The following is a 16,257-nucleotide window of genomic DNA, read 5'->3' as shown; positions in this document are numbered from 1 at the left end:
CTGCATTCGACGGCCCCGTTAGTCACACGTGGTCGGCCGCGGCTTACAGATCGAGGGGTGGCATCAATTTGTCATCGGTGACCACACGTGCTCGCCGCGGGCGGACTGACTTGTTGAGTTCGACGACGTTGGGTGGCGCAACGGTGCCGGAGGCGGTCTTCTTCTTGCGGACGTCGGTGGCGGTTACGGTCACAAGATCTTCGACGCCGCAGCCCAGGATGTCGCATAGTGCTGCCATGAGCTGCAGGGCGACGCGTTCGGGGCGTTGGTGCACGATGCGGTAGACCTGCGGGCGGGACAGTTGCACTCCACGCTCGGCCAGTCGGGGGATGAGGTCGGTGCTGTTGTGCATGCCGTGCGCGGCCATTAGCTCGGCCAGGCGCCAGGTGTAGTCGACTTCGCGTTTCACGATGTCTCCTCCTCACCGAAAGACAGGGCGTCCTTGATGGTTCGGTCGAGCACCCTTCGTAGGGTCCGGGTGCGAAAGTCGCTGGAGACGCCGGTGTAGAGCGAGGTGGTGCTGGCGTAATCGTGGCCGGCCTGGTCTTGGACGAACTTGGCGTCCCAGCCGTCTTCTATGAGGTGGGTGATGTAGGACCGTCGGAAGGAGTGCAGATCCAGCCCGGCGGAGAGCTCGAGGTCGTTGCAGTACCGGCGGAATCGGCGCAGCAGGGTGCGTTCGGCGACCAGGGCGCCACGCTCGCTGGGGAACAGATCAATGCCGTCGTCGAGGTACGGCTGGCCGTGAGTGAGCCAGTCGGCGATGATCTCCGGTGTCCAGTCGAACACTGTCAACACGGTGCGGCGTTTGGGTGGGGAGCCTTTCTTGGCCTTGCCGTAGCGGACCTTAACCACGCCGTAGCGACCGAACTCCGGCGCGTGCGGGTTTCGGGAGAAGTCGACGGTCTGCAGGTGCCGCAGTTCGTTAAACCGGACGCCATAGGAGTAGGCGACCTTGAACATGACCGCGTCCCGGTATGCCGGCAACCAACCCTTCTTCTTCGTGGCGGCGATCACAGTGACCTGGTCGTCGGCGTGGTCGAAAAAGTCCTGCAACTCCTGTTTTGTGAAGGGTCGCTTTTCGGGATCCTGCTCGTTGTCCTGAACGTGGATGGCGGTATTCCAGGCAAAGAACACTTGGGCCGGGTGCGTGCCGAATCGTTGTTCACAGACGCGGTCCCAGCCGTAGTCGGGGTCAGCGATGTAGGAACAGAACAGGCGAAGGCCGTTCTGGTACCCACGGATGGTGGACTGGCGCCGGCCCTTGATGCCGCGCAGATCGGCGAAGAACTCTTCCACGATGGCCGGTGTCCACGACCAGGGGAACTCATTGGTGTGACCGATGAACCGGCGAACCAGACCGATACGGCCGTCGATCGTGTCGTGATCGAGGTTGCGACACAGTTGCTGGTTCCGCCATCCCTCGAGCATTTCTTCGACCGTTTGGACCTCAGGATGCAGCAGCGGTACCGAGCCAACCAGGAACACGCGACCGCTCTTATCGACTGGCAATTCGGCCTCCCAGCTGGTCTCATTAGATGATTCAATGAATCATCTAATGAATCATTACCACATCGGTCCAGGTAGATCCATCAACTGCAGGGCACTCGTCGCATCGTGTCGAGCCGGCCGTCTGCCAGCGCCATCGGGAACTAACCAACCCGACAGATCAAAGACGCTGCGAAGCAACAGTTATGGCGAAACAGCCCCGGACGTCCGGGACCAACAAGCTCCAGGCGGGGATGATTCATCAGATGAAAACGGCGACGTTAACCTGACATAATGTCGCTTATCGGCACTCACTGGGAATGGCGTTGTGGCGCATAGAGCTTGTCGACTTACTTCCAAGCGTCGCTTTGCGGATGAATCTCCGCCTTCTTCAACTAGTTCGCCCTTCCGGCGTCACGAGTTCTAACCGCCCACGGCATATGTCATCTCGTGGCGCCCCCCACATATGTCATCTCGTGGCGCCCCCCGAAGGCTGGCGTGATGCGCCATTCGTCCAAGTCCCGCCAACCGCGCTCGTTCGCGGGTGCACTTGTCCACTTCCGTGCCACCGCCCAATTTTTCGTCACAGTGACGTATTAACGACACCGCGTGCCCCGGCGGCGTCTTCTCGCAAAGCGGTGACTCTCGGCCCGTCGCGCCCTTTCGGCAGCAGGTGAAACTAGCCAGCCGGTTAGAAGCTATGAGCCGGCGGCCTGGGTGGTCGCGGATGCTTGACGCCACTGCCCCAGCCGATCTCCCACCCATCGGCGTCGAAGTAGTCGGCGTACGCGACAGGCAATGCCTTCGTCTGCTCGACAGTACGGATGAGCTCGGCGAACCAGGCGATGTATGCGGGGTCGTCATTGGTCGGAGCGGCGTCGGGCAATTCGTTCAAGATGAGATCAGCGACCCTCTCGGGTTTGGTCGTCACCGTTACCTCTCCTGCGGCGAATTCTGTGAGCCCGCCCGTCGAGTAGTGCAATGCGGTGTGCCAGTCGATGACGTGGTCGTCAATCAGATTGTCGCTGAGTGTAATTGCGACACGCCAGTACATCCCTGAAGGGCTCATTCCCGGCAAGATGCGCAGCCGGTGGTAGCCGCGCTGATGTAGGACCCGTACGCCTTGCAGGATCCGGATTGGGGTCCATGAAACCAACTCCGCGGAGATCTGTTCGTGCATCTCGGCGTCGAACGCCACGAGTCGCACCTCGTCGACGCGAGAGTTGACGGCGGCAATGGTTTCGATCGCGGCGGCGATTGCGTCTTGGCGTGGCCAGCCGTAAGCGCCGGTGCTGATGAGCGGAAAGGCGACGACTCGAACACCGAGTTCGTCAGCAACTTCCATGGCCCGCCGGTAACAGGACTCCAGCAGCGACCGGTCTCGCTGCCCGGCGTTGTAGTTCGGCCCGACCGTGTGGATCACCCATTGGGCAGGTAGGTCGCCTGCTGTCGTCCATCCGGCGTCGCCTGTGGCCAGTCCGTTCGGGAACCGCTCGATGCAGTCGCGCAGGATTGCGGGGCCTCCTGCGCGATGAATCGCGCCATCCGCGCCGCCACCCCCGCGCATGCCAGAGTTCGCGGGATTGACAACGGCGTCGACCTCTTGCTGGGTGATGTCGCCACGCACCGCGGTGATTGTCAGCACGCAGCCAGTATGCATATGGGCACCGACACCGGTGCCATGGACGGCTCCGCCGGATGAGTACCCGGAGCCCATCCGTGAGGTATATCCATTTATCGCTCCGCGATGGCGCCCCGGGCCCGTCATCCGCTCTGAATTGTCACTGTGATGAATTGCTATGCAGCGCTGCGCTATTCGTGTGCGCTCGCGGAAATCGTCGGCACTGCGAGACCGAGACGCCGACGGCCGTCCCCTAAACGCTCGTCCACGGACAGGTCGGAAACCGTGCACCACAATCTGGGTAGTCGCTGTCGGATACCAACGGCACGCAGCCTAGCGGCGCTTTTGTGGGCCCTGGCCCCATACTGAGAAGCATGCACATGACGGGCGTGTGGATATGAGCAACGAATTTCACGATCTGTTGCGGACCACGATGGAAGCCCTGACTCGCGACCTTGCCCAAGATGGCGCGCCGATCGAACAGACCTTGGCAGAGGTGACCGCCGCCGCGGTGGGGCTCCTCCCGGCCGTGGATGCGGCTGACGTGCTGCTCATCGACAACGGCGTGTTCACCTCGGTGGCGTCCACCTCCCCGGTGGGGCCGCGGTTGGACGGCGCGCAACGTGACACCGGTGAGGGCCCCTGCTTGGATGCCGCGCGAGCAACCGCGGTGGTGCGCTGTGACGATCTGAGCACTGACCCGCGCTGGCCGAGCTTCACCGCGATCGCCGTGGACACCGGTGTGCACTCGATGCTGTCCTATCAGCTCTACACGCATGGCGCGGGCAGCGGCGCATTGAACCTGTTCAGCGAGAAAGTCGGTGCGTTCAGTCACGAAGCCGAGGCGGTCGGAGCGATGCTGGCCACTCACGCCGCGTTGGCGCTGATCGCGGTCAACCGTCAGCGCCAGTTCGAATCCGCGCTGGCCAGCCGGGATTTGATCGGCCAGGCCAAGGGCATGATCATGGAGCGCTTCAACGTCGACGCCGTGCGGGCGTTTGACCTACTGCGCCTGCTGTCGCAAAACCAGAACATCCCGTTGCGCGACGTGGCCTCGCAGATTGTGGCCAGCGGCCCCGAACGGCGTGATCCCGGATGAGCACAATGCCGGTGCCGGGATCGCTGCGCGCTGACCGTGCGTTCAGAGTGGCGCCCACGGTTGGGGTGGCCCGTCGTGGCAGATGATTCATCACCCGAACGTGGCCGCACGAGCCGCCCGTCCGACGACAATCCCGCCGCCCCCGGTACGCCGCGCGCCAGCGACGCATTGTTCACCGGTGTTGGCACCATGTGTGAGACCGCGGCCCGGCTCACCGGCACCGACGGCGCCGCGGTCGCGGTACTGACCGCTCGCGCTCAGGTGCGTGAGCTCGTACACGCCACCGACGCGCTGGCCCAACAAATCGACGAACTGCAGTTCACCATCGGCGAAGGGCCCTGTCTGGACGCCCACCAGCTCAATGAGCCCCAGCTACACCCCGAGCTACTCGGTGACGGTCACGCCGCGGTGCGGTGGCCGGTTTTCACCGCCGAGATCATCGCGCTCGGTGTTCGCGCGGTGTTCGCCTTCCCGGTGCCCGGAGCGCTGGGGCCGCAGGCCGTGCTGGAGCTTTACCGGCGCAGCGGCGGGGCGCTCGGCGACAACGAACATCATTTTGCGCTCACCTGCGCCGACGCGATCGCCCGCACGCTGCAATTCAATTGGGACACGCACCTCAGCGCAGCCCAGAGCACACAAGCCGCGATCGATGCGGTCATTCTGTCCGCCGCCGATCCCCACCGGCCGGCGGATCCGTTCACCCGATCCCAAATCCACGTCGCTGCCGGGATGGTGGCTGTGCAGGCCGAGATCAGCGTCGGCGACGCCCTGGATCTGTTGCGCGCCTACAGTTTCAGCCACCAGCAGACCCTTACAGCGGTCGCCGCGGAAGTGATCGAGCGCCGGCTGTCGTTTCGCGAGCACCGCGAGGAACCGAAAGACCAGTGACTCATGTCCCTACCCTCCATCACTAGCCCGGCGCGGCACCGACCCACCACGGGGGCCGGAAATGAGTGACGCGCAAATACGGTTGGCCATCGCCGATCTCACGGCCACGCTGACCACCGACTTCGACCTGCCCGTCCTGCTCGACACGGTGGCCTCCGACGCTCGGCAGGGCTTTGACGCCTACGCGGCGGTCGTGGTGCTTCTTGATCACCGCCGCACTGCCCAAGACGGCGACGTACACGTCGTCGCCCAGGCGTTGCGCGAACCCACCAGCGCCGACCTGAGCTTCCAACGGGCCGGACCTGGTGCCGACAGCGCCCGCCGCGGCGCGGTCACCATGATCAACGATCTTGGCGAGCAGACCGACACCCGCTGGGAGCGCTACCGTCGACACGCTGCCGCGGCCGGCATGCGCGGCATGCGTGCATTCCCCATGACCTCCCTCGGCGTGCCGTTGGGTGCCCTGGTCATCCACACTGATATCCCCTGGGGCTCGTTGCGGCCCAACGACTTCGGTCAAACCCTGGCCAATCTGACCGCGCTGGCCCTCTCGATCGGACCCATCAAGGACCGAGCCACCGACACCACCGCGACCATCAACACCGTCTTGCAAGGCAGTGTTCTCATCGCTACCGCCACCGGCATCATCGCCGAACGACTCACCCTCAGCGCCGACGACGCCCGCGCACACCTGGCCCGCTCGGCACGCCAACACGGCCATACCACCACCACCCACGCTCGTGCCGTGGTGGTCGCCCACAACAACGCACCCCATGACCCCACCGCGCTCGACGCTCTGCTGCAACCTCCAGATCTGATCTCGCCCCCACATATCGACCTGTGACGTTGGGGGTCCGGTCCAACCGCGACGCGCTCGACCATCAATCGGCCATATCGTCACCGTTTACGAATTACTCAGTCGCAGTGGGCTTTTCACTCGCACATCGCGCGATCCCAGCACCACCGGGGGCATAAACGAACTGTGGGCCGGTAAGGGACAATCCCCTACCGGCCCACAGGTTACGTAAAGATCAGAGCGCGGTCACTCCGGTGGCCTGGGGGCCCTTGGCACCCTGTCCAACCTCGAACTGAACCCGCTGGTTTTCATCCAGAGTGCGGTAGCCGCCGCCCTGGATCTCGGAGTAGTGGACGAACACGTCCGCACTGCCGTCATCGGGAGCGATGAAGCCGAAGCCCTTTTCGCCGTTGAACCATTTCACGGTTCCTTGCGTCATATTTCTTGTACTTCTTTCGTTTTACCTTTGCGAATGCAAATCACATTCGCGGTACAGCTTACCTGATCCGGGCCCGGATTCCTTCCTCGGCGGTGCTTTCGCGCGTTTGTGCCGGTGGGGAGTCGGGTACGCGGCAGGCCATGGTCAAGGCATTTGGATACAACAGCAACGGTGGTCCCGAAGTTCAGGAGTTCCTGGACCTCGAGATGCCGAGTCCCTTGTCCGGCGAGTTGCTTGTGGAAGTTCGCGCCGCAGGCGTGAACCCGGTCGACTGGAAAATCCGGTCCGGGATGCTGGGCGCCGCGAACCCGAGTGATCTTCCGGGGGTGCTCGGTTCGGAGGTGTCCGGGGTGGTCCGGGAGGTGGGTCAAGACGTCGAGGGATTCTCCGTCAACGACGAGGTTTTCGGCAGTGTCGCTCCCGGGTCGGGCGGATACGCCGAATACACCCCGGTGACGGCGACCGCGGCAGCACCCAAGCCGCCGCAGGTGTCGTTCAATGAGGCCGCGACACTCCCCGTGGCCGCCGCCACCGCCTACGACGGCGTGACGCAACTGAACCTCACCGCAGGGCAGACCCTGCTGATCAACGGCATCAGCGGTGGCGTCGGCGTCGCGGCGGCCCAGATCGCCCGAGACGCCGGCATCAACGTCGTCGGCACTGCGAGCGAGGACAAGCGCGCGCTGGTGGAATCGCTGGGCGCCACCCTGGTGCCTTACGGCGACGGTGTGGCCGAGCGCATCAGGCAAATACTGCCGGACGGGGTCGACGCGATCCTCGATCTTGCCGGTGGCGACGGCTTGCTCGCTGTTGCCGAGCTGCTGTCCAATCGGGACAACCTCATCACCGCTACGGATCCGGAGACGGCACAGAAACTGGGCGGACGAATGATTGAGCGCGACCGTACCTGCCGCGTCCTCGAGATCGTGGCCAAGCTGGTCGCCGACGGGAAGCTGGATCCGCACATCCAGGACGTCCGACCCCTCGATGAAGCGGCCGACGCCGTAGCCGCTGTCGAAAAAGGCCATGCCATGGGCAAAGTCGTGATCGAAGTAAGCACATAGCCTCCCGGCCATCCAAATCTATTGTGCCGCAACGTTACTTCACCAGCATGCTGTTCAGTGCAGCCGAACGAACTAATCTGGCAACGGTTTTCACTGGGTGTCGGCAGGCAGTCCTGGCCCCGACGGATAGTACATCTCTTGGCGTACCGTGCACACCAGACTGCCGTCCCGGTTGAACATCGTCCCGCTCGCCAACGCCAGGGAGTCGGCGCTACTCGGCGAAGAACGTTCGTAAAGAAGCCAATCCGACAGCACAGCCGGCCCGTGGAACCACACCGAATGGTCGCGCTGCACGGTCTGCCCGACCCCACCGCGGGCGACGAACGCCGGTTCGGTCAACGTCACCGCCGACAGATAGGCGACCAGGCTCGCGGTCAGCACCGGGTCGTCGGGAACCTCGCCGTCGGGGCGCCACCACATCGGCGAACGGACCGGTGGTGTGGTCTCGGCATAAATGACGCGGCGCTCGAACCAGCGCAGGCTGGCCCAACGCCCGGCGGTGCTTTCCCGCGATTCGGCCAGGTGCGGTGGCACCCACGGCAACGTCTCCGGGTCCGGCGCCGACCGCATCGGAGGCTGGTAGACAACGTCAGTGAACGTCGGATCGGCGACCTTGAACGACGACATCGCCTCCAGCAGGATCTTGCCGTCCTGCCGCGCGGTGACCCGGCGCGCGGAAAACCTGCGTCCCTCTTGAAGATCGACCACTTCGAAGTCCACCGGCCGGCGTGAATCCCCCGGCCGCAGGAAATAGGTGTGCACGCTGTGCGGTACGCGTCCGGGCGCGGTGTGGCTCGCGGCCAACAACGCCTGCGCCGAGATGTGTCCACCCAGGATGTGGTTGGCGGGGGCGGGTAACTGCTGCCCGGCGAAGTGCCAATCGTTGATCCGGGCGAGTTCCAGCGTGGCCAGCACGTCAGTAAGCGAAGAAGACATCGGGACGTATCGTCACACACTGAGCCGTAGGTAGCGTTGCAGCCGCCGCAGCCCTGCGGCCGGGGCCGGCCCGGCGGCGGGCTGCAGCGTCAGGTCCAACCGGGCACGCACGGCGGCCACGTCGAACTCCATCCCGATCGCCACCAGACAGTTCGCGACGGCACGCGGTGGCGCCTTCCCGACGTGGATCGCACTACCCACCAGGTTGGCGACGTAGGTCCGAACTGATGAACCGTGTCGCACCGCCACCACGCCTTTCATCCGAAACACCCCGGACGGCGGATCCTCGAGAAGGTCGCACAGCGCATCAGGGTCCACGCACCCCGCGCTGCTGACGGAGACGCTGTGGGCATGAACGTGGTCATGGTCATGATCGAAGTCGTCCAGCAACTCGCGGAACGACAGCTGCCCGGCCTCCTCCTCCGCGGTCCCCAGCGGGTCGAACAACAACGCCGGATCGATCCGGCCGGCCGTGGTACCTACCACATGTACCCGCGGATTTCGTTGCGCTACACGGTGTTCGACGCGCGCTATGAGGGCCCGCCGGTCGTCCTCAGGCACCTGGTCGAGTTTGTTGACCACGACCAGCGATGCCGCGCCGTACCGCGCCGGCGGCAGCTGGGAGCGATCGACGGTGTCGAAATGATGGACCGCGTCGATGACGTCGACCAGTCCTCCGGGCCGCACACCGGACAACTTGCTGAAGCCGATGATGCGCGCGATGGCCACCGGGTCGGCCAGCCCACTGGCCTCGACGAGGATGGCATCGAGGCGCCGGGCCGGGTCGGCGAGCTTGGCCAGGGCCTCGTCGAGGCCGCCGTCGTCGGGCAGGCAGCAGATGCAGCCGCCGGCGATCGAGGCCGGCTCGTCGATCTGGCCGGCCACCAACGAGGCGTCGACGTTGAGTTCGCCGAAGTCGTTGACCACCACCCCGATTCGCGTGCCGGGACTACGCAGGAGATGGTTGAGCAGTGTGGTCTTGCCAGCACCGAGATGCCCGGTGAGCGCGATGACCGGTATCGAGGTCGACGCCGGCCGGCGCGATTGACCTGCCAGTTAGCAGTCACCCACCTGCGCGATGATCTTCTTCAAGGGCGGCGAGGGAATCTGGTTGGGGACGTAACTCGGATTGTCCGTCGACCAGGCGATCTTGGAGCAGTTGCCGGGCCCGGTCGGCAGGCCGGCGCTCCAAGTCTCCAGCGTGGGCCGGCAGTTGTACACGTCCGACTCGCTGATGAACCTGGCATGATCCGGCATGCCGGGAGTGCGCTGCCAGAAAATCAGACTCCGGTCGGTCGGCAGATTGCACGGCGACTGGGGAACCGGGAAAGTGCCGACGGCGCTGTGAGCAACCGGCGCGAGCAGCAGCGAGAATGCTGCCGCCACGAATGTCAACGCGGTGATCCAGCGAATTGCCAACGCAGGTCCTCTTCCTTGCTCGAAGACGGCAAGTTGCTTGCAAGAAGACTAATCCCCCGCATCGCCTACGCAAGGGCCGCGCAGAACACTCACCGCGGAAAAACGTGGCATGATTGTGGCATGGCTCGCATACGCCTGAGCACTACCGTCGACGCGGAGCTGCTGAACAACGCACGCGGTCTGCGAGCGGGTGTCACCGATGCTGCTCTCGTCGACGAGGCTCTCGGGGCGCTGCTGGCTCTTCATCGCAAAGCCGAGGTGGAGGCGAGCTATGCGGCCTACGACACACATCCGATCGACGAGCCCGACGAGTGGGGCGACCTGGCATCGTGGCGGCGGGCGGCCGGTGATTCGTGATTGCACTCCCAGCGCGAGGCGAGGTCTGGTGGTGTGAGATACCCGCGGTCGGGCGACGGCCGGTTGTCGTGCTGTCGCGTGATGCGGCGATCCCCCGCCTCCGACGCGCTCTGGTCGCTCCCTGCACCACAACCATCCGGGGTTTGTCCAGCGAAGTCATCCTGGAACCCGGTTCAGACACGATCCCGCGCCGGTCAGCGGTGAATCTGGACTCCGTCGAAAGCGTTTCGGTCGCTATGTTGGTTGATCGGCTCGGCCGGCTCGCCGATGCGCGGATGAGCGCCATCTGCACAGCGCTCGAGATCGCGGTCGACTGCTCGCGCTGAGATACACAGATTTAATTGTGCTGCAATCTAATTCGCGATAACCAGGCCGTAGCCCTGGCCCACCTGCGGCCGCCGTGCCACGCCGTGGTGCACCTGGACGCGGGGGCCATGTTGGGCGGCTTCGTCGGCGCTGACATGTAACCGGAGTATCCGGCCACCGACCTGCACGTAAGCACCGGGTTGCCACAGAGTCGGCTCCCACGGTTTCAGCCGGATCCAGCGCACCCCCGTCGCATCCCGCACGAAGACCCCGTTGGTGGAGTTACGGTCGACGATCACCACTTCCCCACCAACGATGCGCACTTCGGCGTGTGCCCGCGACATCTCACCGGAGTGGTCGTCGATGCGGACCGGGCGAAGTCCGCGCTGCGCCGCGTCCGAACCGTTCGGGTCCCGGCCGATGACGCAGTCCCGGTCGATGTCGATGCGAGAGCCGTCGTCGAGGGAGAGCCACCGCTTCTGCGGCGCCGCCGCGGGTGTCGCCAGGACGGGAATTCGGTTGCTGTCGTGCTCTTTTGGCGCGCTCGCCGGCCAGTTCGGTGCCGCCGCGGGCGCCGGCCGGGGTGCCGACGCGAGCTGCGTGGACCACATCACAGCGCCCTGGCCCGGCACGGTTCCGCCGGTGAGCTTGTAGATACCGCCACCCTCCGGGGCGAGGTGCGGTCGCGCGCCGAATTCGTCGACGGTGATGACGGTTGCGACGGTGGGCACCGGCACCGAACGATGCACCAGGCGGCCACGACCGCGCAGCACGGTCTGCGCGATGCCGTCGTCGAGTGCGACGGTGACGCTGCCGCACAGCAGGATCTCGAGGCCGGTGGACGTCGGCATGATGATGCCGATGTCGACCATGGTGTGATCCCAGGGTTCGCGCGCCAGCTTGGCGAACGCGGCGACCAACTTCTGCGGGTCGGTGCGCGCCACCATGTCGACCAGCGCCGCCATCTGCTGGGCGCCGATCGAGTGCTGAGACAACGGGGCCCGCTCGCGGTGGGCCACCACGATCACCGTGCCGTTGACGTTGGACACCAGATGCTGACCGGGGATGACCTCGATCTCGGCCGGCAGCGGGGCCGGCGTCGGCGTCTCGACGGCCTGCTGCACCGCCGGCACCGCGGCCTCCTGCGGGGCGGGCACGGCCGGCGCTTCGGCGGGCAGGACCGTTTCGACGTCCGACGGCCCTTCGCTGATGCCGATGCGGTCGTGCAGCCATCGCAGCGGTCGTGGCGCCCACCAGTTGAGGTCACCGGCGAGCTGCAGGAAGGCAGGCACGACGACACCGCGGATGATCGATGCGTCGATCACGACGGCCAGCGCCGTGCCGATGCCGAACATCTTCATGAAGGACAGCCCGTTGGCGAACGAGACCAGCGTGATCGTCAGCAACAGCGCCGCACTGGTGACGATCCGGCCCACCCGGCCCAGCCCGATGACGGTGGACGCGGTATTCGACAGCCCGGAGTCGCGGGCTTCCTTGATCCGGCTGAGCAGGAAGATTTCGTAGTCGACGGACAGGCTGAAGGCGATCGCGCACAGCAGCACGACCATGGACAGATTCAGCGGCGCCGGAGTGATGCCCAGCAGCGCAGCCAGATGTCCTTCCTGGAAAACCCAGACCATGATGCCCAGAACCCCGCTCAGCACAAGCAGATTCAGCACGAGTGCCTTGACCGGGACCACGACGCTGCCGGTGAACAGGAACAGCAGGATGAAGGTGGCGCCGGCGATCAGGCCGATCGCCAACGGCAGCTTGTCACCGATCGCGGCCTGACTGTCGATGAGCGTGGCGGTCGGGCCACCCACCTCGACCTGCCGGTTGGTGATCTTGGCCCGGATGTCGCGGACCAGATGCTGGGCGGTGTCGGAGTCCGCCTGCACCGACAGGTAGACGATCGCGTAGCTGGATCCCGAGACCGCGGGCGTCGCTCCGACCGCCTGGCCGTGCTCGAACCTGCCGATGGGGCCGGTGACCATGACGACGCCGTCCATCCTTGAGATGTCGGGGGCGAGGTTCTGCAGTACGGCGGCGTCGTTGCGGGTCACCAGGGTGACCGCTTGCGACGGGTCCAGCGGGAAGTCCCGCTGCAGTGATTCGGCGACCAGCCGGGCGCTCGAGTCATCAGGCAGCGCGCGTTCGTCGGGTGTCGCGAACTGCACGTTGAGGAACGGGACGCCAAGCCCCAACAGCAGCGCGACGACCGGCAGCGCATACAGGATCGGCCGCCGCGTCACGACTTCGGCAAACCGCCGCCAGAACATGGAATCCGCCGACGGCGGCACCTTGCGGCGGATGACCGACAGGGAATCGACACGTTTTCCAAGCAGCGCCAGCAACGCCGGCAGCACCACGATCGCGCTGAACGCCGACAGCAGGACCGTGGCGGTGGCGGCCAGACCGACGGAGCGCAGGAAGTAGGTGGGAAAGACCAGCAGGCTGGTCATCGCCAGAGTGACCGTCGCCGCGCTGAACAGAATTGTGCGGCCGGCGGTATTGACGGTGGCGATGACGGCCGGATGGTGAGCTTTGCCGTTAGCCAGTTCTTCGCGGAACCGCGACACCATCAGCAGACCGAAGTCGATGGACAACCCGAGGCCGAACGCCGTGGTGACGGTCAGGGCATGCACGGACACGTCGGTGACCGAGGTCAACAGCAGCAACACCGACAGGGTGGAGACGATCGAGACCACGCCGACCACCACCGGCAGCACCGCGGCGATCAGACCGCCGAAGACGATCACCAGCACGGCCAGCGAGATGGGCACCGCGATGCTCTCGCTCGTTTTGAGGTCGTGTTTGACCTTGTCGCGGATCTCCTGCTGGACGCCGAGCGCTCCGCCCGCACGCACCGTGACGTTCGCGTCGTGCGGCAGGTTTGCGATGATCTTCTTGGCCGTTTCGGCGGCCTCGTCCGACGTTCCCCCGACGTGCACCAGGACGAGGCCGGATCGGCCGTCCTTGCTGCGCAGATCCGAGGTTCCTTCGTCGCCGAACGCCCGGGTGACCTTCGCCTTGGACTCTTCGGCGATGACGCGCAGCACGCGGTCCTTGACGGCTGCGACCTCGGGGCTCTCCACGGTTCCCTCGCGCGGGAGCAGCTGGATCACCAGATTCGCGGTGGTGCCGAAATGTTGGTCCAGGTATTCGTCGGCCTTCGACGATTCCGACGCCGGGTCGGTGTTGCCGCCGGTCCCGAGCTTGTCGGACACCGAACCGCTCAGCGCGACGCTGACACCGAGCAGGACCAGGACGGCCAGCAACACGGTCTTGGGGCGCCGCACGGTTAATGCCGCCAATCGCCTCAACATGTCCTGCCTCTTCCCCGTGATCGTCGTGCTGTCTGCAGCAGTGTGCCGGGCGGGCCTTGACGCTTTCTCAATGCGATACAGCGTGAATCTAGGCCCGCTTTGCCCGGTGTGTCGACGGTCAGTTGCGCGGTTCGCCGGCCAGCCACAGGCGGACCAGGCACCGCCGGGCCTCCACCTCGGGGGCATCGACGAACGCGCGGCGGTTGTGCAGCGTCACGTGGTTGTCGGCGAAAAAGACATCGCCGGGGTTCAGGGTGAACTCGACCGCGTTGGCGGGGTCGTTCAGCGCGCGGTCGAAGGCGTCGAGCGCCTGGCGCTGCCGGTCGGTGAGCGGCCGGCCGCTGCGGTAGTGGCCGAGCTCGATGTGCAGCCGGTTGTACCGGATCTGGACGCCGTCGGTGGTGTCGGTGAAGATAGCGCCGTCGGTGAACGGGTTCTCGCCCGGCTCGGTCTCGTGCGAGCGGTCGAAGCAGAACTGGCCGTAGAGTTCCTCCACCAGTTCGGGGTTGCTGGCCAGCACCGCGTTGTAGGCGGTGTGGCCGCTGACCATCAGCGACTCGCCACCCGACACGGCCTTGCGCAGGCACAGCAGTCCCAGCACGTCGGGCCGGCTGCCGGCGTAGGCGCAGGCGGAGTCGGTGTGGTAGATCAGCTCGGAGTTGGTCTTGGAGCCACGGGCCTCGGCGACCGACTGTCCGGTGTCCTGGACCAGGTAGACTCGGTCGCCCTGCTTGTTCTGCGGCTGCGGCCCACCCAGGTAGGTACCCAGGCCCCAGTACAGCATCGAGGCTTCCTCGTCCGTCCAGCCGTCCAGCGGCAGGCCGCGCAGCACGCAGAAGCCGGGGCCCAGGCGCAGGCAGTGGCGCATGGCACGGGCGATCTCGACGAGCTCGGGTTCCTGGAAGTCCGCCGGGGTGATGGTGTCGAGCCGGCGGCCGCGGCGCCGCAGCCCGTCCCGGATGCGCAGGCAGGCTTCCACCTGACGCGGGCCGACACCGATCAGGTAGTCCCAGGCGTGGATGCTGTCGCGATTCCAGGCCGACGGCCCGGCGATCGGTTCGCGCTGGGTGGCCGACTGCGCGTTGGCTGACTCGTTGCCCATCAGCAGTTCGATCCTCTTGCGGGTTTCGGTAGCTGTCCCCATGATCTCATCCCCTTCTCTCGCAGTGGTGCGTTTCTATGAGTTTGGACTGAGGCGCTTGGGAATTTCTAAAAAGCGTGCATTGGCCTCATTGCGCCTGGTGAGCTGGCACGACGACGCACGGGCAGCCGCGGCATTTGACGCTGCGGCCGCAAAGCCGGCGCCCCCGATCCGATTGATCGGGGGCGCCGGTTTGTGAGGCTTTCAGGCGGCGACGAGCTCCCGGCTCGGCGCAATCACCGTGGCCTGCTGCCGCGGCGTGAAGCGCAGGAACAGCCGAGCGATGAAGGGCGCGGCGAACAGCATCATGACGACGCGGATCACCTGGGTGGCCATCACGAACGTCACGTTGGAACCCGACCCGGCGGCGGTGCCGAGCACCGCGTAGATGCCGCCGGGGCTGGTGGCGAGGTAGCCGTCGAGCATGCTCAGCCCGGCCACCTTGGCCAGCAGCACGCCCATGCCTGCCGAGGCGACGTTGAGCACCATGATCAGCCCGAACGCACCGGGCAGGATCCGCTTGATGGCGAGAAGCGAGGCGCGGTCGAACTCGAGCACGGTCTGCCAGACGATGAAGATGCTCGCGCCCTGGACCAGCATGATCGGCACGGCGAAGCCGGCGGTCAGCCCGGAGAATCCCAGCACGATCGTGATCGCCATCGGGCCGAGCAATCCCGCCCCCGGAAGGCGCACCCGGCGGCCGGCAACCGTACCGACCACGACGATGACCGCGATCAGCGGAAGTTCGAAATACCAAGGGATAGAAGACGTTTGGCTGGTCTGCGCTTCTTGGGCGCCGGCGCCGTGGAAGAAGACGCTCGCGACGACAGGCATCGCGGCGGTGATCAGCGCAACGCGCAGGTACTGGACGGCGGCTACGACCCGGTCGTCGCCGCCGAGTTCGCGGGCGATCGACACCAGCCCGGAGGACCCGCCGGCGACCAGGGAGAGCCCGCCGGTCAGCGGAGTGACGTCGCGGTGCAGACCCAACAAGGCGCCGCCCGCGACGCTGATCAGCAGGGTGCCGACGGCGACCGCGACCACGATCGGCCATTGGGAGCCCAGCGCGGCGAACGAGATGTTCTGCACCAGCAGGCCGGTGCACACCCCCAGCACACCCTGGGCGGCCAAACCCGCGCCCGACACCGCCTTCGGCGTGTAGCGGCCCAACAACCAGGCGAAAGTTCCGACGACGACTCCGATGATGCCCAGCTCGATCGTGTTCATGGCTGAGACGGTCCACCAGCGGCCTTGGCGGATTCTTGATGCGCAGGTTGCGCCGGCCAGCGCCCCCAGCCGAGTGTGATTTCTACGACGGCTGATCGGCATGTCGCGTCGTGGTGTTCACTCTCGGCGCAGGGATGCAGGCGCCAGCGC

General features: G+C 65.6%; 15 protein-coding genes and 1 pseudogene. 6 read left to right on the top strand and 10 right to left on the bottom strand.

The genetic code is table 11. The features are described from left to right. Positions 1-43: 43 nt before the first annotated feature. From L6444_RS13535 to L6444_RS31120, 3 genes are all read right to left on the bottom strand, one after another. On the bottom strand, positions 44-409 hold the full coding sequence (locus L6444_RS13535; protein ID WP_236983309.1) for a helix-turn-helix domain-containing protein: 366 nt from the start codon (positions 407-409) through the stop codon (positions 44-46). Next, a complete protein-coding gene (locus tag L6444_RS13530; protein ID WP_236983307.1) occupies positions 406-1,512 on the bottom strand; it encodes a tyrosine-type recombinase/integrase in 1,107 nt (368 codons plus the stop codon). Before L6444_RS13530 ends, L6444_RS13535 begins: the two co-directional genes overlap by 4 nt. Positions 1,513-2,179: 667 nt before the next feature. Further along, positions 2,180-3,133, bottom strand: coding sequence for an O-acetyl-ADP-ribose deacetylase (locus L6444_RS31120; RefSeq protein ID WP_370652831.1), 954 nt, complete (start codon positions 3,131-3,133; stop codon positions 2,180-2,182). Positions 3,134-3,506: 373 nt separating this feature from the next. Between L6444_RS31120 and L6444_RS13520 the strand changes: the two genes are divergently transcribed. From L6444_RS13520 to L6444_RS13510, 3 genes are all read left to right on the top strand, one after another. Next, positions 3,507-4,208: a GAF and ANTAR domain-containing protein gene (locus L6444_RS13520; RefSeq protein ID WP_236983305.1), complete on the top strand. Its 702-nt coding sequence runs from the start codon at positions 3,507-3,509 to the stop codon at positions 4,206-4,208. A gap of 75 nt (positions 4,209-4,283) precedes the next feature. After that, a complete protein-coding gene (locus L6444_RS13515) occupies positions 4,284-5,096 on the top strand; it encodes an ANTAR domain-containing protein (RefSeq protein WP_236983303.1) in 813 nt (270 codons plus the stop codon). 61 nt (positions 5,097-5,157) lie between these two features. Further along, complete coding sequence (locus L6444_RS13510; protein WP_236983295.1) at positions 5,158-5,940, top strand: GAF domain-containing protein; 783 nt, start codon at positions 5,158-5,160, stop codon at positions 5,938-5,940. 187 nt (positions 5,941-6,127) lie between these two features. On the opposite strand, the gene L6444_RS13505 is transcribed toward L6444_RS13510, so the two are convergent. Beyond that, positions 6,128-6,331 (bottom strand): cold-shock protein, encoded by a 204-nt coding sequence (locus L6444_RS13505; protein WP_236983293.1) that lies wholly within the window; start codon positions 6,329-6,331, stop codon positions 6,128-6,130. Positions 6,332-6,471: 140 nt separating this feature from the next. Here L6444_RS13505 and L6444_RS13500 point away from each other — a divergent pair, with 140 nt between their 5' ends. Beyond that, on the top strand, positions 6,472-7,395 hold the full coding sequence (locus L6444_RS13500; RefSeq protein WP_236983291.1) for an NADP-dependent oxidoreductase: 924 nt from the start codon (positions 6,472-6,474) through the stop codon (positions 7,393-7,395). A 90-nt stretch (positions 7,396-7,485) separates the two neighbouring features. Here the strand turns inward: L6444_RS13500 and L6444_RS13495 are convergent, their stop codons facing one another. The 3 genes from L6444_RS13495 to L6444_RS13485 are packed head-to-tail and all read right to left on the bottom strand — an operon-like array spanning position 7,486 to position 9,750. After that, positions 7,486-8,331, bottom strand: coding sequence for an acyl-CoA thioesterase (locus L6444_RS13495; protein WP_236983289.1), 846 nt, complete (start codon positions 8,329-8,331; stop codon positions 7,486-7,488). Between the two features lie 12 nt (positions 8,332-8,343). Beyond that, positions 8,344-9,387, bottom strand: coding sequence for a CobW family GTP-binding protein (locus L6444_RS13490; RefSeq protein ID WP_236984111.1), 1,044 nt, complete (start codon positions 9,385-9,387; stop codon positions 8,344-8,346). Then, positions 9,388-9,750 (bottom strand): hypothetical protein, encoded by a 363-nt coding sequence (locus L6444_RS13485; protein WP_236983287.1) that lies wholly within the window; start codon positions 9,748-9,750, stop codon positions 9,388-9,390. Positions 9,751-9,855: 105 nt separating this feature from the next. On the opposite strand from L6444_RS13485, the pseudogene L6444_RS13480 reads away from it, so the two are divergent. Next, a pseudogene (locus L6444_RS13480) lies at positions 9,856-10,107 on the top strand (type II toxin-antitoxin system antitoxin MazE5); the annotation flags it as partial. Beyond that, positions 10,104-10,433 carry a type II toxin-antitoxin system PemK/MazF family toxin gene (locus tag L6444_RS13475; RefSeq protein WP_236983285.1) on the top strand — a complete coding sequence of 110 codons (330 nt, stop codon included), beginning with the start codon at positions 10,104-10,106 and terminating at the stop codon, positions 10,431-10,433. The pseudogene L6444_RS13480 and the gene L6444_RS13475, both read left to right, overlap by 4 nt. A gap of 27 nt (positions 10,434-10,460) precedes the next feature. On the opposite strand, the gene L6444_RS13470 is transcribed toward L6444_RS13475, so the two are convergent. From L6444_RS13470 to L6444_RS13460, 3 genes are all read right to left on the bottom strand, one after another. After that, complete coding sequence (locus L6444_RS13470) at positions 10,461-13,925, bottom strand: MMPL family transporter (RefSeq protein ID WP_236983283.1); 3,465 nt, start codon at positions 13,923-13,925, stop codon at positions 10,461-10,463. Next, positions 13,858-14,883 (bottom strand): TauD/TfdA family dioxygenase, encoded by a 1,026-nt coding sequence (locus tag L6444_RS13465; protein WP_236983272.1) that lies wholly within the window; start codon positions 14,881-14,883, stop codon positions 13,858-13,860. Before L6444_RS13465 ends, L6444_RS13470 begins: the two co-directional genes overlap by 68 nt. 201 nt (positions 14,884-15,084) lie before the next feature. Continuing rightward, positions 15,085-16,107 (bottom strand): AbrB family transcriptional regulator, encoded by a 1,023-nt coding sequence (locus tag L6444_RS13460; RefSeq protein ID WP_236983270.1) that lies wholly within the window; start codon positions 16,105-16,107, stop codon positions 15,085-15,087. Positions 16,108-16,257 lie beyond the last annotated feature (150 nt).

Source organism: Mycobacterium kiyosense, from assembly GCA_021654635.1.
Lineage (GTDB): Bacteria > Actinomycetota > Actinomycetes > Mycobacteriales > Mycobacteriaceae > Mycobacterium > Mycobacterium kiyosense.
The sequence above is the reverse complement of the archived record's forward strand: the minus strand, read 5'-3'. Positions and strand labels throughout refer to the sequence as shown.

Bases quoted from the DNA above. Each gene is read 5' to 3' on its own strand.
- L6444_RS13520 (WP_236983305.1), top strand. From the start codon at position 3,507: ATGAGCAACGAATTTCACGATCTGTTGCGGACCACGATGGAAGCCCTG.
- L6444_RS13510 (WP_236983295.1), top strand. From the start codon at position 5,158: ATGAGTGACGCGCAAATACGGTTGGCCATCGCCGATCTCACGGCCACG.
- L6444_RS13505 (WP_236983293.1), bottom strand. From the start codon at position 6,331: ATGACGCAAGGAACCGTGAAATGGTTCAACGGCGAAAAGGGCTTCGGC.
- L6444_RS13500 (WP_236983291.1), top strand. From the start codon at position 6,472: ATGGTCAAGGCATTTGGATACAACAGCAACGGTGGTCCCGAAGTTCAG.
- L6444_RS13495 (WP_236983289.1), bottom strand. From the start codon at position 8,331: ATGTCTTCTTCGCTTACTGACGTGCTGGCCACGCTGGAACTCGCCCGG.
- L6444_RS13470 (WP_236983283.1), bottom strand. From the start codon at position 13,925: ATGCCCCCGAGGTGGAGGCCCGGCGGTGCCTGGTCCGCCTGTGGCTGG.
- L6444_RS13465 (WP_236983272.1), bottom strand. From the start codon at position 14,883: ATGGGGACAGCTACCGAAACCCGCAAGAGGATCGAACTGCTGATGGGC.
- L6444_RS13460 (WP_236983270.1), bottom strand. From the start codon at position 16,107: ATGAACACGATCGAGCTGGGCATCATCGGAGTCGTCGTCGGAACTTTC.